21 protein-coding genes are annotated in these 24906 nt (G+C 61.5%); 11 read left to right on the forward strand and 10 right to left on the reverse strand.

All coding sequences use genetic code 11. The annotated features are described in order from the left end of the window. Positions 1 to 85: 85 nt before the first annotated feature. The 7 genes from MJP36_RS13395 (at position 86) to MJP36_RS13425 (ending at position 11078) form a co-directional block, all read left to right on the forward strand. Positions 86 to 727, forward strand: coding sequence for a GNAT family N-acetyltransferase (locus tag MJP36_RS13395; protein ID WP_060756718.1), 642 nt, complete (start codon positions 86 to 88; stop codon positions 725 to 727). A gap of 64 nt (positions 728 to 791) precedes the next feature. Then, positions 792 to 2519 (forward strand): autotransporter assembly complex protein TamA, encoded by a 1728-nt coding sequence (locus MJP36_RS13400; RefSeq protein WP_161549178.1) that lies wholly within the window; start codon positions 792 to 794, stop codon positions 2517 to 2519. Beyond that, the gene (locus tag MJP36_RS13405; protein ID WP_244385538.1) at positions 2519 to 6190 is read left to right on the forward strand and encodes a translocation/assembly module TamB domain-containing protein; all 3672 of its coding nucleotides are present in this window, start codon (positions 2519 to 2521) and stop codon (positions 6188 to 6190) included. Before MJP36_RS13400 ends, MJP36_RS13405 begins: the two co-directional genes overlap by 1 nt. A gap of 222 nt (positions 6191 to 6412) precedes the next feature. Further along, the gene (locus tag MJP36_RS13410; protein WP_060756715.1) at positions 6413 to 6886 is read left to right on the forward strand and encodes a MarR family winged helix-turn-helix transcriptional regulator; all 474 of its coding nucleotides are present in this window, start codon (positions 6413 to 6415) and stop codon (positions 6884 to 6886) included. Next, a complete protein-coding gene (locus MJP36_RS13415) occupies positions 6883 to 8334 on the forward strand; it encodes an efflux transporter outer membrane subunit (RefSeq protein ID WP_244385539.1) in 1452 nt (483 codons plus the stop codon). The genes MJP36_RS13410 and MJP36_RS13415 overlap by 4 nt, the downstream gene beginning before the upstream one ends. A 15-nt stretch (positions 8335 to 8349) precedes the next feature. After that, positions 8350 to 9549: an HlyD/EmrA/EmrK family protein gene (locus MJP36_RS13420; RefSeq protein ID WP_244385541.1), complete on the forward strand. Its 1200-nt coding sequence runs from the start codon at positions 8350 to 8352 to the stop codon at positions 9547 to 9549. Continuing rightward, positions 9549 to 11078 carry a DHA2 family efflux MFS transporter permease subunit gene (locus MJP36_RS13425; protein ID WP_104994171.1) on the forward strand — a complete coding sequence of 510 codons (1530 nt, stop codon included), beginning with the start codon at positions 9549 to 9551 and terminating at the stop codon, positions 11076 to 11078. Before MJP36_RS13420 ends, MJP36_RS13425 begins: the two co-directional genes overlap by 1 nt. A gap of 89 nt (positions 11079 to 11167) precedes the next feature. Here the strand turns inward: MJP36_RS13425 and lpxH are convergent, their stop codons facing one another. Together lpxH and MJP36_RS13435 are read right to left on the reverse strand one after the other, a co-directional pair. Next, a complete protein-coding gene (gene lpxH / locus MJP36_RS13430) occupies positions 11168 to 11917 on the reverse strand; it encodes a UDP-2,3-diacylglucosamine diphosphatase (protein WP_090370170.1) in 750 nt (249 codons plus the stop codon). Next, the gene (locus MJP36_RS13435) at positions 11914 to 12417 is read right to left on the reverse strand and encodes a peptidylprolyl isomerase (protein WP_060756710.1); all 504 of its coding nucleotides are present in this window, start codon (positions 12415 to 12417) and stop codon (positions 11914 to 11916) included. The genes lpxH and MJP36_RS13435 overlap by 4 nt, the downstream gene beginning before the upstream one ends. 259 nt (positions 12418 to 12676) lie before the next feature. Between MJP36_RS13435 and MJP36_RS13440 the strand changes: the two genes are divergently transcribed. Beyond that, positions 12677 to 14377 carry a glutamine--tRNA ligase/YqeY domain fusion protein gene (locus tag MJP36_RS13440; RefSeq protein ID WP_198761793.1) on the forward strand — a complete coding sequence of 567 codons (1701 nt, stop codon included), beginning with the start codon at positions 12677 to 12679 and terminating at the stop codon, positions 14375 to 14377. Positions 14378 to 14398: 21 nt separating this feature from the next. Then, complete coding sequence (gene cysS / locus MJP36_RS13445) at positions 14399 to 15781, forward strand: cysteine--tRNA ligase (RefSeq protein ID WP_060756708.1); 1383 nt, start codon at positions 14399 to 14401, stop codon at positions 15779 to 15781. Between the two features lie 317 nt (positions 15782 to 16098). Here the strand turns inward: cysS and MJP36_RS13450 are convergent, their stop codons facing one another. Then, the gene (locus tag MJP36_RS13450) at positions 16099 to 16797 is read right to left on the reverse strand and encodes a Type 1 glutamine amidotransferase-like domain-containing protein (protein ID WP_244385542.1); all 699 of its coding nucleotides are present in this window, start codon (positions 16795 to 16797) and stop codon (positions 16099 to 16101) included. A 15-nt stretch (positions 16798 to 16812) separates the two neighbouring features. Beyond that, positions 16813 to 17376 (reverse strand): dihydrofolate reductase family protein, encoded by a 564-nt coding sequence (locus tag MJP36_RS13455; protein WP_104994168.1) that lies wholly within the window; start codon positions 17374 to 17376, stop codon positions 16813 to 16815. A gap of 142 nt (positions 17377 to 17518) precedes the next feature. On the opposite strand from MJP36_RS13455, the gene lepB reads away from it, so the two are divergent. Further along, a complete protein-coding gene (gene lepB, locus MJP36_RS13460; protein WP_060756705.1) occupies positions 17519 to 18187 on the forward strand; it encodes a signal peptidase I in 669 nt (222 codons plus the stop codon). 50 nt (positions 18188 to 18237) lie between these two features. Then, positions 18238 to 18696 (forward strand): HIT family protein, encoded by a 459-nt coding sequence (locus tag MJP36_RS13465; RefSeq protein ID WP_244385624.1) that lies wholly within the window; start codon positions 18238 to 18240, stop codon positions 18694 to 18696. A gap of 125 nt (positions 18697 to 18821) precedes the next feature. Here the strand turns inward: MJP36_RS13465 and MJP36_RS13470 are convergent, their stop codons facing one another. Genes MJP36_RS13470 through MJP36_RS13495 form a run of 6 tightly spaced genes read right to left on the reverse strand, consistent with a single transcriptional unit; the run spans position 18822 to position 24861 of the window. Continuing rightward, positions 18822 to 19160, reverse strand: coding sequence for a Na+/H+ antiporter subunit G (locus MJP36_RS13470; protein WP_060756704.1), 339 nt, complete (start codon positions 19158 to 19160; stop codon positions 18822 to 18824). After that, positions 19157 to 19435, reverse strand: coding sequence for a K+/H+ antiporter subunit F (locus tag MJP36_RS13475; protein WP_005789171.1), 279 nt, complete (start codon positions 19433 to 19435; stop codon positions 19157 to 19159). The genes MJP36_RS13470 and MJP36_RS13475 overlap by 4 nt, the downstream gene beginning before the upstream one ends. Continuing rightward, complete coding sequence (locus tag MJP36_RS13480; protein WP_060756703.1) at positions 19432 to 19920, reverse strand: Na+/H+ antiporter subunit E; 489 nt, start codon at positions 19918 to 19920, stop codon at positions 19432 to 19434. The genes MJP36_RS13475 and MJP36_RS13480 overlap by 4 nt, the downstream gene beginning before the upstream one ends. Beyond that, a complete protein-coding gene (locus MJP36_RS13485) occupies positions 19917 to 21599 on the reverse strand; it encodes a monovalent cation/H+ antiporter subunit D (RefSeq protein WP_244385543.1) in 1683 nt (560 codons plus the stop codon). Before MJP36_RS13485 ends, MJP36_RS13480 begins: the two co-directional genes overlap by 4 nt. Next, entirely contained in the window at positions 21596 to 21940 is a 345-nt protein-coding gene (locus tag MJP36_RS13490; RefSeq protein ID WP_060756701.1) for a Na+/H+ antiporter subunit C, read from the reverse strand. Before MJP36_RS13490 ends, MJP36_RS13485 begins: the two co-directional genes overlap by 4 nt. Next, positions 21940 to 24861 (reverse strand): monovalent cation/H+ antiporter subunit A, encoded by a 2922-nt coding sequence (locus tag MJP36_RS13495; RefSeq protein WP_244385545.1) that lies wholly within the window; start codon positions 24859 to 24861, stop codon positions 21940 to 21942. Before MJP36_RS13495 ends, MJP36_RS13490 begins: the two co-directional genes overlap by 1 nt. Positions 24862 to 24906 lie beyond the last annotated feature (45 nt).

Genomic DNA, 24906 nt, shown 5'->3' on the forward strand with positions numbered 1-24906 from the left:
GCTAATGTCTGGGAACGACTCGCGCCGTACAAGTTCGTACCCATAAGAACGCCACCTTTCAATGGCGCCCAGGGAGATTGAACGTATGCCCGACACCACTGCCCAGATTCACCTGCTCGACAGCGGATATTCCCGCGAAGCCCGCTCATTGCTGTACCAGGCCTATCGTCATGAGCCGACCTTCGCCTATATCTTCGAAGCCGAGCGTCCGGGCTACGAGCAGCGCGTGCGGGCCACGGTGCGCGAGCTGGTCAAGCAGCATTTCTTCCAGAACTTGCCGGCCATCGGCCTATTGGTGAATGACCGCTTGATCGGCATTGCCTTGATCGCGCCACCGCAACGGCGCCTGGGGATCACCGAGAGCTGGGCCTGGCAATTGCGCATGTGGCTGAGCACCGGCGTGCGCGGTACGCGCCGTTACCTGGAATACCATCACGCGGTGCTGGCGTGCCTGCCGGGGGACGCGGTGCATGTGCTGCCGCTGTTGGGCATTCACCCGCAATTCCAGGGCAAGCACTACGGCGAGCAACTGCTGGAAGCGGTGCACAACTGGTGTGCCGAAGACCCACACTCGTCGGGCGTGGTGCTCGACACCGGCAACTCCCGCTACCTGGAGTTCTACAAACGCCAAGGCTATGAGGAAATCGGTGAAGTCGCCGTAGGGCCGATCCTGGAGCACGTGTTTTTTCACCCCAATCCCCAGGCGTTACATGCTGCAACGGGTTAAGACAGAATTATTCAGACAATTCCGAGTTCAAACAGTCTCCCTAGCTCGTGTAGCATCCGCGCCTATGAAGTTTCCAGGAAGATTTACCAGCGGCTTGGTTCTGCTGTTCACAAGCTGCGGCGCTTTGGCGCAAAGCGAATTGGACGTGCGTGTCAAACCCTCCAACGACGCGTTGAAAGCCAACATCGAAGGCTATATCGGCGGGGTCGGCGATCGTGATGAAGAAGCGTTGCTGCGGTTCAGCCGTGGCGCCGAGGAGCAGGCGCGCAAAGCGGCGCAGGCTCTGGGTTTCTATCAGCCACAGATCGCCAGTGATGTACAGGGCGGCAAGAACCCGCGCCTGATCCTCACCATCGACCCCGGCGAACCGGTGCATTTGCGCAACGTGACCATTCGGGTCGACGGCCAGGCGGCTAGCCTCAAGGCGTTTCGCGTGCCGGCCGGTGACGACCTCAAGCCCGGCGCCGTGCTCAACCACGGCCATTATGAAGACGCCAAGCGTCTGATCCAGAACCAGGCGTCACGCTACGGCTTTTTCAGCGGGCGTTTTACCAGCCAGAAGCTGTCGGTGGACCCCAAGGCGGGCGTGGCCGATATCGAACTCATTTATGACAGTGGCAAGCGCTACACCATGGGCAAGGTCAACTTCACCGGCGACACGCCGTTCGATGCCGACCTGCTGCAACGCATGGTGCCGTTCAAAAGCGGCACCCCCTACGATTCCGAATTGATCGCCGAACTCAACCAGAATTTGCAAGCGAGCGGGTTTTTCGAAGGCGTGCGCGTGGACGCCGCGCCCGCTGCCGCCACCGACGATGTGATCCCGGTGGCGGTGCAGTTGGAAACCCGCAAGCCGCGCACCATGGGCCTGGGCCTGGGTTACTCGACCGACGTCGGCCCGCGCGGCAAGGCCAACTGGACCCGCCACTGGGTCAACCCCCAAGGCCATAGCTACGGCTGGGAAGCCGAATTATCGGCGCCGCGCCAAAACGTCGGGCTGTGGTACGACGTGCCGCTCGACCCGCCGCTGACCGACAAGCTGCGCTTTGCCGGCGGCTACCAGAACGAAGAACTCGCCGGCACCGACACCTTGAGTAAATTGCTCACGGTCGGTCCCGAATGGCACAGCAAGTTGCCCAGTGGCTGGACCCGGATCATCTCGCTCAAGTACCAGCGTGAAGAATATCGCCTGGGCAATGATTCCGGCTTGAGTAACCTGGTGATGCCGGGGATCAGTTATTCCTACCTGCGCAGCGACAACCGTATCGACCCGCACAACGGCTACCGCTTGATGTTCGACACCAAGGTCGCCAAGGAAGGGCTCGGTTCCGACACCAACCTGCTTTACGGCACGGCGACCATCAAGGGCCTGACCACGCTGTGGGACAACCATCGCTTCCTGGGCCGTGCACAGTTCGGCGGCAGTGCCACCAACGGCTACAAATCCGTGCCGCCCTCGCTGCGCTTCTTTGCCGGGGGTGACCAGAGCGTACGCGGCTACGAGTACCAGACCCTGTCGCCGGAGAACGACCGTGGTGACCGTATCGGCGGCCGCTACATGGTGGCCCTGAGCGCCGAGTATCAATACTCCATCGCCGAGAAATGGCGGATCGCGACCTTTATCGACCAGGGCAACTCGTTCAACACCCTGGACATGCCCAGCCTGAAAACCGGTGTCGGCGTGGGTATCCGCTGGGTCTCGCCGGTGGGGCCGATCCGCCTCGACCTGGCCCATGCCCTCGAAGATCCGGGCGGCATTCGATTGCACTTTTCCATGGGGCCTGAGCTGTGATGCGTGGTTTGAAAATAGCGGGGCTCGCCGTGGTGGCGCTCCTCGCTTTAGTGTTTGTGGGGTTATGGGCGCTGCTTGGCAGCCAGGCGGGCAGCCGTTGGGCATTGGGCCAGGTGCCGGGTTTGAGCGTCGAGAACTTCCAGGGGCATTTAGGTGGCCAATGGAGCGCCGATCACCTCCTTTGGCAGCAGGGCACCAGCCGCGTCGAGCTTGATGCGCCGAAATTCGATTGGTCACCGGCCTGCCTGTTGCGCATGACGGTGTGCATCAATCAGTTGGACGTGGAACAGGTCAACCTGCACTTTGCGCCCAGTACGGAAGACAGCAGCGGGCCGATCCAATTGCCTGAGTTGAAATTGCCGGTTGCCATCCAGTTGGGCGAAGTTCGCGTCGGCAGCCTGTTGTTCAATGGCAGCGAAGAGCTCAAGGGCCTGCAATTGGCCGCGCATTGGACGGCGGCGGGTCTGCAGATCGACTCGGTGCACCTGCAGCGCGATGGGCTGGTGCTGGACCTCAATGGCCTGTTGCAACCTGTGGGCGATTGGCCGCTGACCGCCACCGGCAACCTGAGCTTGCCCTATGCCCCGGGCGGCGCGCCGTGGAAGGTGGCCCTCAAGGTCGATGGCGACTTGCTCAAGACCCTCAAGCTCGACGCCGACAGCAGCGGCTACCTGCCGGCCAAGCTCAGCGGCGAACTGCAGCCCCTGGTGGAGAACCTTCCCGCGCAACTGCACCTCACCGCTGATGGCTTCAAAGCCAGCGCCGACCTGCCCGACACCCTGCAACTCAATCAACTGGACCTCACCGCCCAAGGTGATTTGCACAACGGTTACCAACTGCTGGGCAAAGCGCTGTTGCCGGCGGAAAAAGGGCCGGTGGACTTGCTGCTGCAAGGCAAGGTCGACGCCAAGGGCGCGCAGATCGCCGGGCTCGACCTGACTGCCGGCGCCCAGCAAAGCCTCAAGCTCAACGCCAACCTGGACTGGCAACAAGGCTTCAGCGCCGACGCCAGGATCGACTGGCGGGATTTCCCCTGGCATCGCCTCTACCCACTGATCGACGAGCCGCAGGTGGTATTGCGTACCTTTAATGGTGAAGTTTCCTACAAAGACGGCAACTACCTCGGCAACCTCAAGGCCGACCTCGACGGCCCCGCCGGCAAATTCAATGTGGTCACGCCGTTCAGTGGCGACCTCAAGCAGGTCTTCCTGCCGGAGTTGAAACTGAGCGCCGGCCAAGGCAAGGCCGAGGGCCACCTGAACCTGCAATTTGCCGACGGCATCGCCTGGGACACCGCGTTGGACCTGTCGGCGTTGAACCCGGCGTATTGGGTCGCCGAATTGCCGGGCACCCTGGCCGGCCCACTGCGCAGCAAGGGTGAGTTCAAGAATGAACAGCTCAAGCTCAACGCCGACCTCGACCTCAAGGGCCGTCTGCGTGGGCAAACCGCCGTACTGGCCGCCAAGGCCGAAGGGGCGGGCGAGCAATGGACCCTGGCCAACCTGGATATCCGCCTCGGCGACAACCGCATCAACGGCAGTGGCAGCTTGCAGCAGCGCCTGGCCGGACAGATCGATATCAAGCTGGCGCGTCTGGCCCAGCTGTGGCCACAGCTGCGCGGGCAGATCAATGGCCGGGTGAATGTCGCCGGCAGCCTGAAGGCGCCGCAAGGCAAGCTTGATCTCAAAGGCCAGCAATTGGCATTCGCCGATAATCGCTTGCAGAGCCTGAGCCTCGACGCCACGCTCGACAGCGCCCAGCGCGCCAGGCTCGACCTCAAGGGCAGCGGCATTCAGGCCGGCGAAACCCAGGTCGGCACCCTGACTGCCAGCGCCCAGGGCGACATCAAGAGCCAGAAAGTCCAGTTGGACCTGGCCGGCCCGCTGGTCAAGCTGGCTCTGGCCCTGGACGGCAATCTCGACAAAGGCAACTGGCGCGGGCGCCTGGCCAGTGGCGAGGTACAAGCCGGTGGCCAGGACTGGAACCTGCAGGCCCCGGCGAAGATCGAGCGGCTGGCGGACGGCAAGCTGACCTTCGCTGCGCATTGCTGGGTGTCCGGTGCGGCCAGCCTGTGTGGTGAGGATCAGCGTCTGATGCCCGAACCCAAATTGCGCTACCACCTCAAGCAGTTTCCCATCGACAGCCTGGCGGCCTTCTTGCCCAAAGACTTTGCCTGGCAGGGCAAGCTCAACGCTGATGTGCAGCTCGACCTGCCCGCCAGTGGCCCCAAGGGCGTGGTCGCAGTGGACGCCAGTGGCGGCACCTTGCGCGTCAAGGACAAGGCCCAGTGGCTGGACTTTCCCTACGAGACCCTGAAGCTGGAAAGTACCCTCAAACCTGACCGCATCGACACCCAACTCAACTTCCGCGGCGGCAAGCTCGGAGAGCTGCTGGTGCAGGCGCAGATCAATCCGTTGCCGAAGAACAAGCCGATGACCGGCAATTTCAGCCTGACCGGTCTGGACCTCGCCGTGGCGCGGCCCTTTGTGCCGATGGTGGAAAAACTCAACGGCAAGCTCAATGGCAGCGGCCGCATCTCCGGTGGCCTGCTCGCGCCGCAGGTCAACGGCAGCGTGAACCTGGTGGGCGGCGAGATTTCCGGGGCGCAATTGCCGGTGAGCCTGGAGGGCCTGAATGTACAGGCGCTGATCGCCGGCGAGAATGTGCAGCTCAATGGTGGCTGGCGCAGTGGCAAGGCCGGGCAGGGCAGCCTCAAGGGCCAGATCGGTTGGGGCCAGGCCCTGGCGGTCGACCTCAGCCTGCAAGGTTCGCAACTGCCGGTGACGGTGGAGCCTTACGCCGTGCTGGAAGTGGCGCCCGACCTGAAGATCAGCCTCAAGGGCGACAAGCTGGCCATTGCTGGCAAGGTGCACATCCCGCGCGGCGATATCACCGTGCGTGAACTGCCGCCGTCGACCGTCAAGGTCTCGGATGACACGATCATCGTCGGCAGCCAGACCGAGGAGGGCAAGCCGCCGATGGCGATGGCCATGGATATCGACGTGGTGGTGGGCGAAGACCAGCTCAACTTCGCAGGCTTCGGCCTGACCGCCAAGGTGCAGGGCCAGGTGCATATCGGCGACAACATGGACACCCGCGGCGAGCTGTGGCTCAACGACGGTCGCTACCGCGCCTATGGGCAAAAACTCGATGTGCGGCGTGCCCGGCTGTTGTTTGCCGGGCCGCTCGACCAGCCGTATCTGGACATCGAAGCCGTGCGCAAGACCGGCGATGTCACTGCCGGTATCCGTCTGAGCGGTAGCGCCGAACAGCCGACTACGCAGATCTTCTCGGAGCCGGCCATGAGCCAGGAGCAGGCGCTGTCCTACCTGGTGCTGGGACGTCCGCTGAGCACCACCGGCGAAGACAACAACATGCTCGCCCAAGCCGCATTGGGCCTGGGGTTGATGGGCAGTGCCGGGGTGACTTCGGACATCGCCAAGAACCTGGGTATCCAGGACTTCGAACTCGACACCCAGGGCAGCGGCAACACCACGGCGGTAGTGGCCAGCGGCAAGATCACCGAGAAACTCAGCCTGCGTTATGGGGTTGGGGTGTTCGAGCCGGCCAATACCATTGCGCTGCGCTATCTGCTCAGCAAGAAGGTGTATCTGGAAGTGGCCAGTGGCGTGGCCAGTTCGCTGGATATTTTCTACAAGCGGGATTTCTAGGTCTTACTCGCACAAAAAATAGTGCGGGGAGGCTTGATTGTGGGAGGGCTTGCTCCCGATAGCGGTGTATCAGTCACAGACAAGCTGGCTGAAATACCGCTATCGGGAGCAAGCCCCCTCCCACATTAGCAAGCAAGCTAATAATTCCATTTGACATTCGCTGCCTAAGCAGTAACATCTTGTCATACATTCACTGCCTAGGCAGTAATAAGGTGACTTCCGATGGCCCACTTCACCCCTGACAGTTTCCGTAACTGCCACCTCGGCCTCCTGCTGGGCCGAGCCGCACTGCTCAAAGACCGCATCATCGACACCCATATGGAACCCCACGGTGTGACCGCCGCGCAGTTCAAGGTGTTGATCATCATTGCCCAATTCGACGTCGACACCCCGGCCGAGCTGTGCCGCAACCTGTCCCTGGACAGCGGCTCCATGACCCGGATGCTCGACCGTCTGGAACAGAAGGGCCTGCTCGCGCGCAAGCGTTCCGAGCACGACCGGCGCCAGGTGCAACTGGTGCTTACCGAGGACGGTCAGCGCCTGGCGGACATGTTGCCGTACATCGGCGCCCAGTCGATGAACGAACTGGCCGGGGCCCTGGAGCCTGGCGAGTTGCAAACCCTGGAACGCATCCTCAAGAAAATCCTGATAGCTGCGGGTGACGCCATCGTCATCCAGCGGGTAGGTGATCAATGAACACACGCGCACTCAGCCTGCTGCTGGTGGCGATGACCTTGGCCGGTTGCGCCAACTACAGCGGCCTCGACACTCAAGGCAAACGCCTCGACGCCAACACCCTGCAAACCGGAAAATCCCTCAGTGGCGTGACCCTGTCGACGGCCGCCTGGCCGACCGCCGATTGGTGGAAAAGCCTGGGCGACCCGCAACTCGACGGCCTGATTCGCGAGGCCCTGCAAAACAGCCCGGACATGCAAGTGGCCAGCGCCCGTGCGCACCAGGCCCAAGCGGCTGCCTTTGCCGCCGACGCCGCACGCATGCCGACCCTGGATGCCAGCGCCGGTATCAGCCGCTCGCGGTTGGCCAAGGACCAGGACCCGCGAGGGCAGGGCGATGCCTACGCCACGGTGCGTAACATCAGTGCCGGCTTCAACTACAACTTCGATCTCTGGGGTGGCCAGCGCGCCGCCTGGGAAGCCGCGTTGGGCCAGGCCCGTGCCGCCGAAGTCGACCAGCAGGCCGCGCGCCTGACCCTGGCCGCCAACGTGGCCAAGGCTTACAGCGACCTGGGCCAGGCGCATATCGTGCGTGACCTGGCCAATGACGACCTCAAGCGCACGCGCCAGATGCTCGACCTGAGCAAGCGCCGCCTGAGTTCGGGCATCGACAGTGAGTACCAGTTCCAACAGACCGAAAGCCTGGAAGCCAGCTCCGAATCGCAACTGATCGATGCGGAAAAACAACTGCAGAGCGCCAAGATCGCTCTGGCGGTATTGCTCGGCAAAGGACCCGATCGTGGCAACGAACTGGCCCGCCCGAACGTATTGAAAGCCAGCGCCGTGGCCGTGCCGTCCGTGCTGCCGGCCGAACTGCTGGGCCGTCGCCCGGACCTGATCGCCGCGCGCTGGCGTGTGGAGGCTGCGAGCAAAAATATCGACGCGAGCAAAACCCGCTTTTACCCCAACCTCAACCTGAGCGCGAGCGCCGGGGCCGAGTCGTTGCTGGGAGATGCGATGTTCGGCTCGGCCAGCCGATTCTTCAGCATTGCGCCGACGATCTCGTTGCCGATCTTCGATGGCGGGCGCCTGCGTGCCGACCTGGATGCCCGCGACGCCGATTACGACCTGGCCGTTGCCCAGTACAACAAAACCCTGGTGCAAGCCTTGGGCGATATCGGCACCACCCTGTCCCAGCTACGCGACACCGGACGGCAGATCCAGGCCCAGCAACACGCTGCGGACATTGCCAGGCAGTCCTTTGATACCGGTATGCAGCGCTACAGCTCCGGGATCGGTAGCTACCTGGACGTGCTCAGCATCGAGCAGCAATTGCTGCAGGCCCAGCGTCAGCTGGCGACCCTGAATGCGGCACAGATCGATTTGTCGATTCAATTGATGCAGGCCCTGGGTGGCGGGTTCAACGCCAATAACGTGGCCGCAACCACCCCAGCCACACGCACGGAATAATTGGAGGTATTTGTCATGGCCACTGCCGACAGCAACACCGCAAACGAACCCACCAACGACAGCAACCCGCGCAAACGCAAGGTGATGCTGCTGCTCCTGGCGCTGATCGTCATCCTCGGCGCCGTGGGCGTGTGGGGCTGGTATGAGTTCTACGGCCGCTTCAGCGAAAGTACCGACGACGCCTATGTGAACGGCAACGTGGTGGAAATCACTCCGTTGGTCACCGGCACTGTGGTCAGCATCGGTGCCGACGATGGCGACCTGGTCCACGAAGGCCAGGTGCTGGTCAACTTCGACCCGAATGACGCCGCCGTCGGCCTGCAAAGTGCCCAGGCCAATCTGGCGCGCACCGTGCGCCAGGTGCGCGGCTTGTACAGCAACGTCGATGGTATGAAAGCGCAGGTCAATGCGCAGAAAGCCGATGTGCAGACCGCACAGGATAATTACAACCGCCGTAAAACCCTGGCCCAGGGTGGCGCGATCTCCCAGGAAGAACTGTCCCACGCCCGTGACAGCCTGACCGCCGCGAAGAACGCCCTGACCAACCTTGAGCAGCAACTCAAGACCAGCAACGCGCTGGTGGATGACACCGTGATCAGTTCGCACCCCGACGTACAAGCCGCCGCCGCGCAACTGCGCCAGGCCTACCTGACCAACGCCCGCAGCACCTTGATTGCGCCGGTCACCGGTTACGTGGCCAAGCGCACCGTGCAACTGGGCCAGCGCGTACAGCCGGGTACCGCCTTGATGGCCGTGATCCCGCTCGACCAGCTGTGGATCGACGCCAACTTCAAGGAAACCCAGCTGCGCAACATGCGCATCGGCCAGCCGGTGGACATCGAAGCGGACATCTACGGCAGCGACGTGAAATTCAGCGGCACCGTCGACAGCCTCGGCGCCGGCACCGGCAGCGCATTTGCCCTGCTGCCGGCGCAGAACGCCACTGGTAACTGGATCAAGATCGTCCAGCGGGTACCGGTGCGTATCCACATCAACGCCGACGAGTTGGCCAAGAACCCGCTGCGGGTCGGCTTGAGCACCCTGGTCAATGTCGACCTGCACGACCAGAGCGGCCCGGTGCTGGCGCAACAGGCGCCACAAAAGGCCTCGTTCACCACCAATGTGTATGACCGCCAACTGGCCGAAGCCGACGCCATGATCACCCAGTTGATCCATGACAACAGCATCGCCGCACCCAAGGCTGTGCAACGCTGATGAGCAATAACGCCTCCTTCACGCCACCCAGCCTAGTGATGGCCACTATTGGCCTGTCGCTGGCGACCTTTATGCAGGTGCTCGACACCACCATCGCCAACGTGGCGTTGCCGACCATTTCCGGCAACCTCGGCGTGAGTTCGGAGCAGGGCACCTGGGTCATTACCTCGTTTGCGGTGAGCAACGCGATTGCCTTGCCGCTCACCGGCTGGTTGAGCCGGCGCTTCGGTGAGGTGAAGCTGTTTTTATGGGCGACCATCCTGTTTGTGCTGGCCTCGTTTATGTGTGGTGTATCCACCTCGATGCCCGAGCTGATCGGTTTTCGCGTGCTGCAAGGCTTGGTGGCGGGGCCGCTGTACCCGATGACCCAGACGTTGCTGATCGCGGTGTATCCGCCGGCGAGACGGGGGATGGCCCTGGCGTTACTGGCGATGGTCACGGTGGTGGCGCCGATCGCCGGGCCTATCCTCGGCGGCTGGATCACCGACAGCTACAGCTGGCCGTGGATCTTCTTTATCAACGTGCCCATCGGCATCTTTGCGGTAATGGTGGTACGTGCGCAGTTGAAGAAACGCCCGGTGGTCACCAGCTATCAGCCGATGGACTATGTCGGGCTGTTGAGCCTGATCGTCGGCGTGGGCGCCTTGCAGATCATCCTCGACAAGGGCAACGACCTGGACTGGTTCGAATCCAACTTCATCATCATGGGCGCCGTGATCTCGGCGATTGCCCTGGCGGTGTTCGTGATCTGGGAAATGACCGACAAGCACCCGGTGGTCAACCTGCGGCTGTTCGCCTACCGCAACTTCCGTATCGGCACCATCGTGTTGATCCTGGGCTACGCGGGGTTCTTCGGCATCAACCTGATCCTGCCGCAATGGTTGCAGACCCAGATGGGCTACACCGCTACCTGGGCCGGCCTGGCGGTGGCGCCAATCGGGATTTTGCCGGTGCTGATGTCGCCCTTCGTGGGCAAGTACGCGCACAAGTTCGACCTGCGCCTGCTGGCGGGCCTGGCGTTCCTGGCGATCGGCTTGAGTTGCTTCATGCGCGCCGGTTTCACCAATGAAGTGGACTTCCAGCACGTTGCCCTGGTGCAGTTGTTCATGGGTATCGGCGTGGCGCTGTTCTTTATGCCGACCTTGAGCATCCTGATGTCCGACCTGCCGCCGCACCAGATTGCCGACGGCGCCGGGCTGGCGACGTTCCTGCGTACCCTGGGCGGTAGCTTCGCGGCATCGCTGACCACCTGGATCTGGATTCGCCGGGCGGACCAGCACCATGCGTATATGAGCGAGAACATGACCACCTATGACTCGGCCACCCGTGACGCCCTGAATGCGTTGGGCGGGGCAGGGCAGAAGGCTTACACCCAGCTGGACCAGATCCTCACCAGCCAGGCGTACATGATGTCCACCGTGGATTACTTCACGTTGCTGGGCTGGATGTTCATGGCGTTGATGCTGCTGGTGTGGCTGGCCAAGCCGCCGTTCACCGCCAAAGCGGGGCCTGCGGCTTCCGGCCACTGATCCCGGGGGACACGCGGTCAAAATGTGGGAGGGGGCAAGCCCCCCCACATTTGAATCTTTGTTCACATTGGAGCAGTGATGTCTGGGGGTTAGGCGCCAGGCAGCGCCAACTGTGGGTTGGTGAAGTCGAATGCCGCCAACTGAAAGCCTTGCTCATCCACCTGCAATGCCCACCCTTGCTTATCCCAATCCCCCAGCACAATGCGCTTGGCCGCCTGGTCGCCGATCTGCAGTTTATGAATGGCGGGGCGGTGGGTATGGCCGTGGACCAGGGTGCGTACGCCGAACTGCTGCATGATGCGCGGCACTTCTTCGGGGGTGACATCGACAATGTCGTTGGCCTTCATGCGCGTCTGCGCGCGGCTTTCGCTGCGCAGCTTGCGCGCCAGCTTGTGCCGGGTGCCCAAGGGCAGGTGGCGCAGGATAAACAGCACAATCGGGTTACGCAGGATGCGCCGCAGCTTCATATAGCCGACGTCGCGGGTGCAGAGGCTATCGCCGTGCATCAACAGCACCGGCTCGCCGTAGAACTGCACGACACTCGGGTCCTTGAGCAAGGTGGCGCCTGCCGCTTTGCAGAACCGCTTGCCGATCAGGAAATCGCGATTGCCGTGCATGAGGAAAATCGGGGTGCCGCTGTCGCTCAGCTCACGCAGAGCCTCGCAGATGGAGCGCTGGAAGGGGGTCATGCCGTCGTCGCCAATCCAGGCTTCAAAGAAGTCCCCCAGAATGTACAACGCCTGGGCGCCACGGGCGCGGCCTTGGAGCAGATCCAGAAACGCCCGGGTAATGTCCGGGCGTTCCTCTTCCAGATGCAAATCTGAAATCAGTAATATCACCCAACGATCTCGGCTTTCTCGACGATCACGTCTTCTACCGGTACGTCCTGGTGACCGGCTTTACCGGTGGTCTGCACGCTTTTGATCTTGTCGACAACGGCGGTGCCTTCGGTGACTTTACCGAATACCGCGTAACCCCAACCCTGCACGTTCTTGCCGCTGTGGTTCAGGAAAGCGTTGTCGGCCACGTTGATGAAAAACTGCGCGGAGGCCGAATGCGGCTCCATGGTACGGGCCATGGCGACGGTGTACTTGTCGTTGGAAAGGCCGTTGTCCGCTTCGTTCTGGATGCTTGGGCGCTTGTCTTTCTTTTCTTTCATGCCGGGTTCGAAACCACCGCCCTGGATCATGAAGTTACCGATCACACGGTGGAACACCGTGTTTTCGTAGTGACCGGCCTTAACGTATTCGATGAAGTTGGCGACGGTGATCGGCGCTTTCTCGGCGTTCAGCTCGATGACGATGTCACCGTGGTTGGTGGTCAGTTTGACTTGGGTCATGGTCGTGTCTCTTTCAAGGAATTCGTGGGTTGGACGCCTGGGCGCCGTGACCGGTTTGGCTCAATGGCAGCCAAGGCGCGCAGTTTAGCGTGCCTGGCAGGAATTTCGAGGTGGTTTTTTACCGCGTCCGTCATTAAAACAGCAATTAAAGCTGCAGTTTTCGGTCGTACCCTGTCAGCGGCTTGACAGCATCAGCTATGATAACGGCTTTGTTTTATCTGGCCCCCACCGGCCACGTACCTGTCTGTTCAAGGATCCTATGAGCAAGCCCACTGTCGACCCTACCTCGAATTCCAAGGCCGGACCTGCCGTCCCGGTCAATTTCCTGCGCCCGATCATCCAGGCGGACCTGGATTCGGGCAAGCACACGCAGATCGTCACCCGCTTCCCGCCAGAGCCCAACGGCTACCTGCACATCGGTCACGCCAAGTCGATCTGTGTGAACTTCGGCCTGGCCCAGGAGTTCGGTGGCGTCACGCACCTGCGTTTCGACGACACCAACCCGGCCAAGGAAGACCAGGAATACATCGACGCCATCGAAAGTGACGTGAAGTGGCTGGGTTTCGAATGGTCCGGTGAAGTGCGCTATGCCTCGCAATACTTCGACCAGTTGCACGACTGGGCCGTCGAGCTGATCAAGGCCGGCAAGGCCTACGTCGATGACCTGACCCCGGAGCAGGCCAAGGAATACCGTGGCAGCCTGACCGAACCTGGCAAGAACAGCCCGTTCCGCGACCGCTCGGTGGAAGAGAACCTGGACTGGTTCGCCCGCATGCGCGCCGGTGAGTTCCCCGACGGTGCCCGTGTGCTGCGCGCCAAGATCGACATGGCCTCGCCGAACATGAACCTGCGCGACCCGATCATGTATCGCATCCGCCATGCCCACCACCACCAGACCGGTGACAAGTGGTGCATCTACCCGAACTACGACTTCACCCACGGTCAGTCGGACGCCATCGAAGGCATCACCCACTCCATCTGCACCCTGGAGTTCGAAAGCCATCGCCCGCTGTACGAATGGTTCCTGAGCAACCTGCCAGTGCCGGCGCAGCCGCGTCAGTACGAGTTCAGCCGCCTGAACCTGAACTACACCATCACCAGCAAGCGCAAGCTCAAGCAACTGGTTGATGAAAAGCACGTGCATGGCTGGGACGACCCACGCATGTCCACGCTGTCGGGTTTCCGTCGCCGTGGCTACACGCCAGCTTCGATCCGCAACTTCTGCGACATGGTCGGCACCAACCGTTCCGACGGTGTGGTCGACTTCGGCATGCTCGAGTTCAGCATCCGCCAGGACCTGGACGCCAACGCCCCGCGCGCCATGTGCGTGCTGCGCCCGTTGAAAGTCGTGATCACCAACTACCCGGAAGATAAGGTCGAGAACCTCGAACTGCCGCGTCATCCGCAGAAAGAAGAACTCGGCGTGCGCAAGCTGCCGTTCGCCCGTGAAATCTACATCGACCGCGATGACTTCATGGAAGAACCGCCAAAGGGCTACAAGCGCCTGGAGCCGAACGGCGAAGTGCGCCTGCGTGGCAGCTATGTGATCCGTGCCGACGAAGCGATCAAGGACGCCGAGGGCAACATCGTCGAGCTGCGCTGCTCGTACGACCCGGACACCCTGGGCAAGAACCCTGAAGGCCGCAAGGTCAAGGGCGTGATTCACTGGGTGCCGGCCGCAGCCAGCATCGAGTGCGAAGTGCGCCTGTACGATCGTCTGTTCCGCTCGCCAAACCCTGAAAAGGCCGAAGACAGCGCGAGCTTCCTCGACAACATCAACCCTGACTCCCTGCAAGTACTCACTGGTTGTCGTGCCGAACCCTCGTTGGGCGAAGCACAGCCGGAAGACCGTTTCCAGTTCGAGCGCGAAGGCTACTTCTGCGCGGATATCAAGGACTCGAAACCAGGCGCTCCGGTCTTCAACCGTACCGTGACCTTGCGTGATTCGTGGGGCCAGTGATCAAGTCTTAAGGAAGCCGATGTGCTAACGATCTACAACACACTCAGCAAGACCAAAGAAGTCTTCAAGCCGCTGGATGGCAACAAGGTGCGCATGTACGTGTGCGGCATGACCGTGTACGACTACTGCCACATTGGCCATGGCCGCAGCATGGTTGCCTTCGACCTGGTCACCCGCTGGCTGCGTTTCAGCGGTTATGACCTGACCTATGTGCGCAACATCACCGACATCGACGACAAGATCATCAACCGTGCCAACGAAAACGGCGAGTCGTTCGACGCGCTGACCGAGCGCATGATTGCCGCCATGCACGAGGATGAGGCGCGCCTCAACATCCTCAAGCCGGACATGGAACCGCGTGCCACGGACCACATCCCTGGCATGCACGCGATGATCCAGACCCTGATCGACAAGGGCTACGCCTACGCCCCGGGCAATGGTGACGTGTACTATCGCGTCGCCAAGTTCATGGGTTACGGCAAGCTGTCGCGCAAGAAGATCGAAGACCTGCGCATCGGCGCCCGCATCGAAGTCGATGAAGCCAAGCAAGACCCGCTCGACTTCGTGCTGTGGAAAGCCACCAAGCCGGGCGAGCCAAGCTGGGAATCGCCATGGGGCGCCGGGCGTCCGGGCTGGCACATCGAATGCTCGGTGATGTCCACCTGCTGCCTGGGCGAGACCTTCGACATTCATGGCGGCGGCAGCGACCTCGAGTTCCCGCACCACGAAAACGAAATCGCCCAGAGCGAAGCCGCCACCGGCAAGACCTACGCCAATGCCTGGATGCACTGCGGCATGATCCGCATCAATGGCGAGAAGATGTCCAAGTCCTTGAACAACTTCTTCACCATCCGCGACGTGCTCGAGAAGTATCACCCGGAAGTGGTGCGCTACCTCTTGGTGTCCAGCCACTATCGCAGTGCGATCAACTACTCGGAAGACAACCTCAAGGACGCCAAGGGCGCCCTGGAACGTTTCTACCATGCGTTGAAGGGCTTGCCGGCAGTCGCTCCAGCGGGCGGCGAAGCCTTCGTGGCCCGCTTCACCGAAGTCATGAACGACGACTTCGGCACCCCGGAAGCCTGCGCGGTGCTGTTCGAGATGGTGCGCGAGATCAACCGTCTGCGCGAGAGCGATCTCGACGCAGCGGCGGGCCTGGCGGCGCGCTTGAAAGAGCTGGCGAGTGTGCTTGGAGTTCTGCAAATGAAGCCTGAGGAGTTCCTGCAAGCCGGCGCTGAAGGCCGTGTGGACGCCGCTGAAGTGGATGCGCTGATCCAGGCGCGTCTGACCGCGCGTACCAACAAGGACTGGGCGGAATCCGACCGTATCCGTGACCAACTGACCGCGATGGGTGTGGTGTTGGAAGACGGGAAGGGCGGGACGACGTGGCGGTTGGCTGACTGACCATTGGTTGCTGCACGCTGAATGAAAAACGCCCCGACTGGTTCGGGGCGTTTTTTTTGCACACCGTTTCAACGGCCCACTCGATCCACTGTGGGAGCGGGCTTGCTCGCGAATGCATTCTTCCAGTCACAATCGCAGTGGCTGACACGCCGTATTCGCGAGCAAGCCCGCTCCCACATTTTTACCGTGCCCACTTTGCGAATTCTTCGATTTCAGATTTAGCTGTGAACGGGCTCCACCGGAGATTAGGCCGCCATCTTCCGAGCGCCCCCCCTAAAGCGCTGTCGGAAATTTCCTTGTGTTGATGCCTTTGGCATTTATCTTTCCGAACGGTGTGACAAAGGTATTGGATAGGGCGCTTGCGTAGTCATTTCGTAAGCGTGCCCTGCTGCGCTGTTATGGATGACCTGGTGGCATTTGCCATTTTTGAAATGTAGGGCCACGCCATCGTCGAGCGCGTAGGCAGGCTGAATATGCTCGTGCTGAACCAGCTCGACAAACGAGGCTTCCCTTCCAGCCTCTGAACTGAAATGCGGGCACAATGCGCCCGGCAACAAGCCCATGCCGTCAACCAGCGCAAACCTTCCGCCTGAATCCGAGTGCCCATAGTCAAACCAGCAAATCGCACCGGCGCTGACGCCACTGAGGACTTTGCCGTTTTCCCAGGCGTTTTTCAGTAAGGCCGTGACACCAAATTCGCGCCAGACCGCCAGCATGGCGCGTGTATTACCGCCCGCCACGTAAATGATGTCGGCCTGTTCAAACAAAGATGAAACATGGCTCGCATCGGGAAACGGCGGAATGAATACCGTCAGGTTGCTAACGGTGCAGCCAGCGCTTTCATATTTAGCGGTGAAGTCGCGGATCTTGACTCGGTCATCGCCGTTGGCTGTCGAGATATAGAGAATATTAGGGTGCGTTTTGCCTGATGATGCGACGATGTGTTCGTCAATGCGTGTCATGCGGGTCATGTCTTCTGCGGACTCGCCACCAATGACAATAATGTGTTGAGTCACCCTGACCTCCAGTTCCTATTGCACGGCGAGAGAGTCTGTCGTCACTTGATACCGACTCTGCACAAACCCATTGTCCGACACATGTGTGCTGACGTGATGAAGCTCATGCTCACGACCAACCTGGCTGAACAGTGGAATGCCTTGCCCCAGCAAAACCGGGATACGCGTGATGATCAGCTCGTCGATCAGGCCCGCTTCCAGAAATGCCTGGATCGTCTGGCCTCCATCGATATACAGATGCTTCATGCCGCGTTCGGCTAGCTGGGCCACCACCGCAGGCGCGTCGGCTGCCATGACTTCGACCTTGCCTTCCAGATGGGCAGGCAGCGCCAGCGGACGGTGCGAAAGCGCTATGACCGGCGTGCCTTCATAAAGCCACTCGGCGAAGGACGCCACCTTCTCCAGGGTTTTGCGGCCCATCACCAGTGCATCAACGGTGGCGATATAGCTTTCAAACGTCATGCCGTTCAAGACAGCACGTTCATACTCCGGCCGAAGAAGCCACTCGATATCGCCATCGGGTCGTGCGATAAACCCGTCGATGCTGGCTGCGATAAAGACAGAGCATTTGATATCCATGGGGCCGCTTTCCTTTTGTGTCATTGACCTTGAGCGCAAGTGCTAATGGTCATTTAATCCTGATGTGTAACAAGCGAGCGTAGCCAAAAATCATCTGGGTGTCTGGCGGGTGCCAATGCCCCTTTCTGTATTGCGAGGATGTATGCGACGTTGGTTGGGCCGTTACCGTTACGCAATCATTTTCTGGCTGTGCTTCGGCATTTTCCGTACATCCCTGGCCGATTGGAACCCCATTCCGTCCGGCTCCATGCGCCCCACGTTGCTGGAGGGGGATGTGGTGCTGGTCAATCGCGTAGCGTATGACCTCAAGGTGCCGCTGACGGATATTTCCCTGGCCAAGCTTGATAACCCCCAGCGTGGCGATGTGGTCACGTTTTCGTCGCCCAAGGATGGCATGCGCCTGATCAAGCGCATCGTCGGTATACCCGGTGACACCCTGGAAATGAAAGATGAGGTGTTGTGGGTCAACGGCGTGCCTGCCACCTACAGTGATGCGCAGGACATCAGCGAGCCCATCGTTGCCGGCCATACGGTGCCGGGGATCAAGCTGAACGAGCTGGCGGCCAACCGTCAGCGCACTGTCCAGTTCATGCCGACCGTGCGGGCGTTGCGCAATTTCGGCCCGGTGGTGGTGCCTGCCGACAGCTATTTCATGCTCGGCGACAACCGCGATAACAGCGATGACTCCCGGTATATCGGCTTTGTGCCACGCCGGCTGCTGATCGGGCGAGCGCATCATATCGTTGCCTCAGCCGAGATCCTGGATCACTGGATGCCACGCGTTAGCCGGTTTGGCGCAGCGATTTTGTAATCGGATTCATGCTATTGGAAGACCATCTCGATCAACTGTCGGTGATTCACATGGATTGCATTTTCTGTAGCATCGTTCGAAAGACTTCCCCGGCGCACATTCTGTGGGAAGACGATCAACATATGGCGTTTCTTTCGATTTTCCCCAACACGCCGGGTTTCAGCGTAGTCATCCCCAAGCGGCATTACGGCAGCTACGCATTTGCTCAGTCCGATGAAGTGCTGGCCGGGCTTGCGGTAGCGGCGAAGAAAACCGCGCTGCAGATTGATCGCGCGTTTCCCGACGTAGCACGTACGGGGATGATGCTGGAAGGGTATGGTGTGGATCATCTGCATGCGAAGCTGTTCCCCATGCATGGGACGGGGTCGGACAGTGCGTTCAAGCCGTTGAGTTCGAAGGTGGATAAGTTCTTCGACGTCTATGAAGGCTATATCTCGTCCCACGATCATGTGCGGGCGAATGATGCTAAGTTGGCAGAGCTGGCGACCAGAATCCGATCCTTCGCCTAGCGCAAAACCAATGTGGGAGCGGGCTTGCTCGCGAATGCGCAGCATCAGTCAATACATGTGTGACTGATGTACCGCATTCGCGAGCAAGCCCGCTCCCACATGTTTTACTGTGTTCGCCTGAGAAATCAGCGGCGGCTGCTGACTTCGGCCGGTACGTCGTCACCGGCCATGCGCTTGCGGAACAGTGCGGTGCGGGCCAGTAACAGCGTGGTCACGGGCACCGTGATCGACAGCAGGATCGGGATCAACCAGCCATGCAGTACCGGCCCGGACTTGAGCACCGAAAAGTAGATAATCGATGCCAGCGCCACACACCACGCGCCCAGCGTCGAAGCCAGTGCCGGCGGGTGCATGCGTTGGAAAAAGTCCTTCAGCCGCAACAAGCCGACTGCACCGATCAACGCAAACAGACTGCTGAGCACCAGCAGCCCCGCGACTATCACTTCAACCCATAACGGCATCATTCAATCACCTCCCCACGCAGCAGGAATTTTGCCAGGGCAAACGAACCGACAAAGCCGAACAGCGCGATCAGCAGCGCGGCTTCAAAGTAGGTGTCACTGGCATATCGAATACCCAGCACCAGCATCATCAGCATCGCCAGGATGTACAGGTAGTCCAGCGCCAGTACCCGGTCCTGGGCCGACGGGCCTTTGAACAGGCGGATCAGCGTCAGCACCATGGCCAGCGAGAACAGGAACAGGCTGAACAGGATCGCATTGGAGAGCAGGGCGCTCATTCGAAGATCTCCATCAGGGGCCGTTCGTAAGTGGTCTTGAAGTGCTCGATAAACGGCGCTTCATCCTCCAGGTCGAATACATGCAGCAGCAGGATGCTGCGGTCCAGCGCCAGTTCCGACCAGATCGTGCCGGGCACCACAGTGGTGATCATCGACAGCGCGGCCAGGCCGTTCGGGTCGCGCAGGTCCAGGGGGATCTTGATAAAGCGCGAACGTGGTGGGCGTGAGCCGCAGGTCAGCACGCCCCAGGCCACTTGCAGGTTGGAGATGACCACATCGCGGCCGACCAGGAAGAACAGGCGAATGATCACCCCGGGGCGGCGGATCCGCACCGGCAGCGGGCGCAACGGCGCCATCATCAGCGGCGCAAGGAAGCCCAGCAGTGCGCCCAGCAGCAGATTGCCGGGGCTGACCGACAGGTTCAGCACCAGCCACAACAGCCACAGTGCCAGCGACAGCCACGGGGCGGGGAACAGGCGCTTCATGGTTGCACCTCCAGCGCGGCAGCCTTGGCTTCAGGGCTTGGTACCGGGCGTGTGGCCATCACCGCCATCACGTAATGTTCCGGGTTGTTCAGGCTGACGGCCGTGTCCTGGGTGTAGTGCAGCAAGGGTTCGGCCTTGAATGTCAGCAGGATGCTCAAGCCGAGCAGCAGGAAGATCGGCACGCACTCGTAGCGACGCAGGAGCGGCGAAGGGCGCTCTTCCGGGGTCCAGAAACGTTGGATGCCCAGGCGTGCGAAGGCGATCAACGAAGCCAGGCCCGAGAGGATCAGCAGCGCTACAAGGCCCCAGGCCGCCGGGCGGATCGGTTGGTCAACGCTGACACCCAACCCGAGCGGATTGACCAGCGCACTGAGCAGGCTCAGCTTGCCGATAAACCCGGACAGCGGCGGCATGCCGATGATCAGCAGCGCACAGGCAATAAAGCTGAGACCTAGGAACGCCATGGTCCAGGGAATCACCTGGCCGACCACGGCTTTCTGCTCGTCGTCCAGGTTGACGCCTGGGCGTGGATGCAGGGATTCCATGGCTTTGGGCAGCGCATCGATTTCTTCATCCAGCGGCAGGTCGTTGGCCGAACGCGAACGCTCGATCAATTCAGCCAGCAGGAACAGCGCGCTCAACGCCAGCGTCGAGCTGACCAGGTAGAACAGCGCACCCGCAATCAGGCTCGGCTGGGCAAAACCGACCGCCGACAGCAAAATCCCCGCCGACACCAGGATGCTCAAGCTCGCCATGCGCTCCAGCCGCTGCGCCGCCAGCATCGCCAGTGCCGCGCCAATGATGGTCGCCATGCCGCCGTACACCAGCCAATCTCCGCCAAACAAGGCCGAGGCACCGGCCTGGCCGGAAAACAGCAGCGTCCACAGGCGCAGCACGGTGTACACGCCGACCTTGGTCATGATCGCAAACATCGCCGCCACCGGCGCACTGGCCGAGGAGTAGGCGGGCGCCAGCCAGAAATTCAGCGGCCACATGCCGGCCTTGGCCAGGAACGCCGTGGCGAGAATCGCCGCACCGGCGTGCAACAGGCCGCGATCGGCTTCGGGCACCAGCGGGATTTTCAACGCCAGGTCGGCAAAATTCAGAGTGCCGGTGACGCCGTAGATCATCGCCGCGCCGATCAGGAACAGTGACGACGCCACCAGGTTGATCGAGATGTAATGCAGCCCCGCCGACACCCGCGCCCGGCCCGAGCCGTGCAGCATCAAGCCATAGGAGGCCGCCAGCAGCACCTCGAAAAACACGAACAGGTTAAACAGGTCGGCGGTGAGGAAGGCGCCGTAGAGGCCCATCATCTGGATCTGGAACAGCGCGTGGAAACTGGTGCCCGCGCGATCCCAACGCGCCATCGCGAACAACAGCGCACTGACGCCGATGATGCCGGTGAGCACCAGCATCAAGGCCGACAGTTGATCCACCACCAGCACGATACCGAACGGCACCTGCCAGTTGCCCGGCAGGTACACGCCAATCGAGCCGGGGCCGCCTTTTTGTGTCCAGTACAGCAGCAGGATCGCAATGCCCAGGCCGATCATGCTGGAGACCAGATTGATCCTGGCTTTCAGCGGGCGGCGTTTTTCACCGAGCATCAGCATCAGTGCGGCGGTCAGCAACGGCAGCAGGATCGGTGCGATGATCAGTTGGTTCATCCACATCATTGCTTGGGCTCCCGGCCGTCCACATGGTCGGTTCCGGTCAAGCCCCGGGACGCCAGCAACACCACCAGAAACAACGCGGTCATGGCGAAGCTGATCACGATTGCCGTCAGCACCAAGGCCTGGGGCAGGGGGTCGGTATAGTGGAGCAGGTCTTGCGGTACGCCGTCCTTGATGATCGGCTCCTTGCCGATAAACAGGCTGCCCATGCTGAAAATGAACAGGTTCACCCCGTAGGACAGCAGGCACAGGCCCATCACGACCTGGAACGTCCGTGGCCGCAGGATCAACCACACACCGGAGGCCGCCAGGACCCCAATGGCGATTGCGATGACTTCTTCCATCAGGCGGCTCCTTCTGTTGCGGCAACCACTTTGGCCTGGTTGCTCGGTTTATGCGCGCGTACCGACTGGTGGCCGAGGGCGGTGAGCATCAGCAGCGTGGAGCCAACGACCATGGCGTAAACGCCGACGTCGAAGAACAGCGCACTGGCTATGTGAATGTCGCCCAGCAACGGCAGGCTGAAATGCCAGGTATGCGTGGTCAGGAACGGGTAACCGACAAACAGCGCACCGAGCCCGGTCAGTGTCGCCGAGAGCAGGCCAAAGCCCATCCAGCGCATCGGCCGCAGGCTCATCTGCGCCTCGACCCACTGGGTGCCGGCCACCATGTATTGCAGAATGAACGCCACCGACATCACCAGGCCGGCGACAAAACCACCGCCGGGCTGGTTGTGGCCGCGCATGAACAGGTAGAACGAAACCACCAGCGCAATCGGCAGCAGCAGGCGTACCAGTACTGCGGGCACCATCATGAAGCCCAGGGCGGTATCGCTGGCTTGGCGCGGGTTGACCAGGTCGGTGGCCACGTCCGGTGCCAGTTGGCGCTGTTGCGGTGGCAACTCCATGCTTTCTTTCGACGGCCGGAAGCGGCGCAGCAGGGCATACACGGTCAACGCCACGGCGCCGAGCACGGTGATTTCACCGAGGGTGTCGAAGCCGCGGAAGTCGACGAGCATCACGTTCACCACATTGCTGCCGCCGCCTTCGGGCAAGGCACGACTGAGGTAGAACGAGGAAATATCGTTGGGCGTCTGGCGTGTCAGCATCGCATACGACAACAGCGCCATGCCGCCACCGACCACGCTGGAGAGCAGGAAGTCCCGCACGCGGCGGATGCGGGCCTTGCGCAACGAGCTGGGCAGTGGCGAGACCTCTTCGATCCGCCGTGGCAGCCAGCGCAGGCCCAGCAGGATCAGCACCGTGGTGACCACCTCGACCGCCAGTTGCGTCAGCGCCAGGTCCGGCGCCGAGAACCACACGAACGTGACGCAGGTCACCATGCCGCACACGCTGACCATGGTCAGGGCTGCCAGCCGGTGGTACTTGGCTTGCCAGGCGGCGCCCAGGGCACAGGCGATCGCCAGCAACCACAGGGTGACGAACACGATGGAGCCCGGGATCTTCGGCCGGTCACCCCAGCTGAGGCCGCTGTTGAGCATCGGGATCATGCCGCCGATCACCGCCACCAGTACCAACAGGAACAGCTGGGTCTGCAGGCGCTTGGTGCTGATGCGTTTCTCGATCTTGCGCACGCCGCGCATCATCACCACCAGGCTGCGTTCGAACATGCGCTTGCCATTGAAGTAGCTGATGATCGGCGGGTACGCGAAGCGGCCGCGCTTGAGCTGCTTGCGCAGCAGCAGGTACAGCACCACGCCGCCGGTCATGGCCACCAGGCTCATGATCATCGGTGCGTTCCAGCCGTGCCAGATGGCCAGGCTGTATTGCGGCAGCACGCCGCCGACCACCGGCAAGGCGGCCGCGGCCAGGATCGAACCGACCACTTGAGCCGGGAAAATCCCCACCAGCAGGCAGGTAAACACCAGCAACTCCACCGGTGCACGCATCCAGCGCGGTGGCTCGTGGGGCGTGTGGGGCAGGTCCGTCGCGGGCGGGCCAAAGAACACGTCGACGGTAAAACGCAGGGCGTAGGCCACGCTGAAGGTGCCGGCAATGGTCGCGATCGCCGGCAGGGCGATCTCCACCCACCGGGTCGCCGAGATAAACACCGTTTCGGCGAAGAACATCTCTTTGGACAGGAAGCCGTTAAGCAACGGTACGCCGGCCATGGAGGCGCTGGCCACCATGGCCAGGGTCGCGGTAAACGGGATCAGACGGACCAGGCCACTGAGCTTGCGAATGTCACGAGTGCCGCTTTCGTGGTCGATGATCCCCGCCGCCATGAACAACGAAGCCTTGAACGTCGCATGGTTGAGGATATGGAAGACCGCGGCGACGGCCGCCAACGGGCTGTTGAGGCCCAGCAGCAGGGTGATCAGCCCGAGGTGGCTGATGGTGGAGTAGGCCAGCAGGCCCTTGAGGTCATTCTGAAACATGGCGCAGTACGCGCCGAGGAGGAGGGTGAGAGCGCCGGCACCGCCGACGATCCAGAACCATTCTTCGCTGCCGGACAGCGACGGCCACAGGCGGGCCAGCAGGAACACGCCGGCCTTCACCATCGTCGCCGAGTGCAGGTAGGCCGATACCGGCGTGGGGGCCGCCATTGCGTGGGGCAGCCAGAAATGGAAGGGGAATTGCGCGCTTTTGCTCAGCGCGCCGACCAGCACCAGCGCCAGCATGACCGGGTAGAGCGAATGCGCACGGATCTGATCGCCCGCCGCCAATACCTGGTCCAGGTCATAGCTGCCGACGATATGCCCCAGCAGCATCACACCCGCCAACAGGCACAGGCCACCGGCGCCGGTGACCATCAAGGCCATATAGGCGCCACGGCGCGCATCCGCCCGATGGTGCCAGTAGCCGATCAGCAGGAACGAGAACAGGCTGGTCAGTTCCCAAAAGAACACGATCTGGATCAGGTTGCCGGAAATCACCAGCCCGAGCATGGCGCCCATGAACGCCAGGAAAAACGCGAAGAAGCGCGGTACCGGGTCATCCGGCGACATGTAATAGCGCGCATACAGCGACACCAGCGTGCCGATGCCCAGCACCAGCATCGAGAACAGCCAGGCAAACCCGTCCATGCGCAAGACGAAATTCAGCCCGAGGCTGGGCAACCACATGAATTCTTCGTGAATCACGCCACCATGGGCGATCAGGGGGTAGAGCAGGGCTACTTGAACAGTGCCGACCAGCGCCACCAGGCCGGCCAGCAGGGATTCGGTGTTACGTGCATTGTGCGGCAGCAAGGCCGCCAGACAGCTGCCAAGGAACGGCAGAAGCAGTAGAACTATCAGGGACATAGGCTTCTAATCTGCGGGAGTTTGAGATGCATCATACGTGCCGCT

This window comes from Pseudomonas palleroniana, assembly GCF_022836895.1.
GTDB classification, from domain to species: domain Bacteria; phylum Pseudomonadota; class Gammaproteobacteria; order Pseudomonadales; family Pseudomonadaceae; genus Aquipseudomonas; species Aquipseudomonas palleroniana.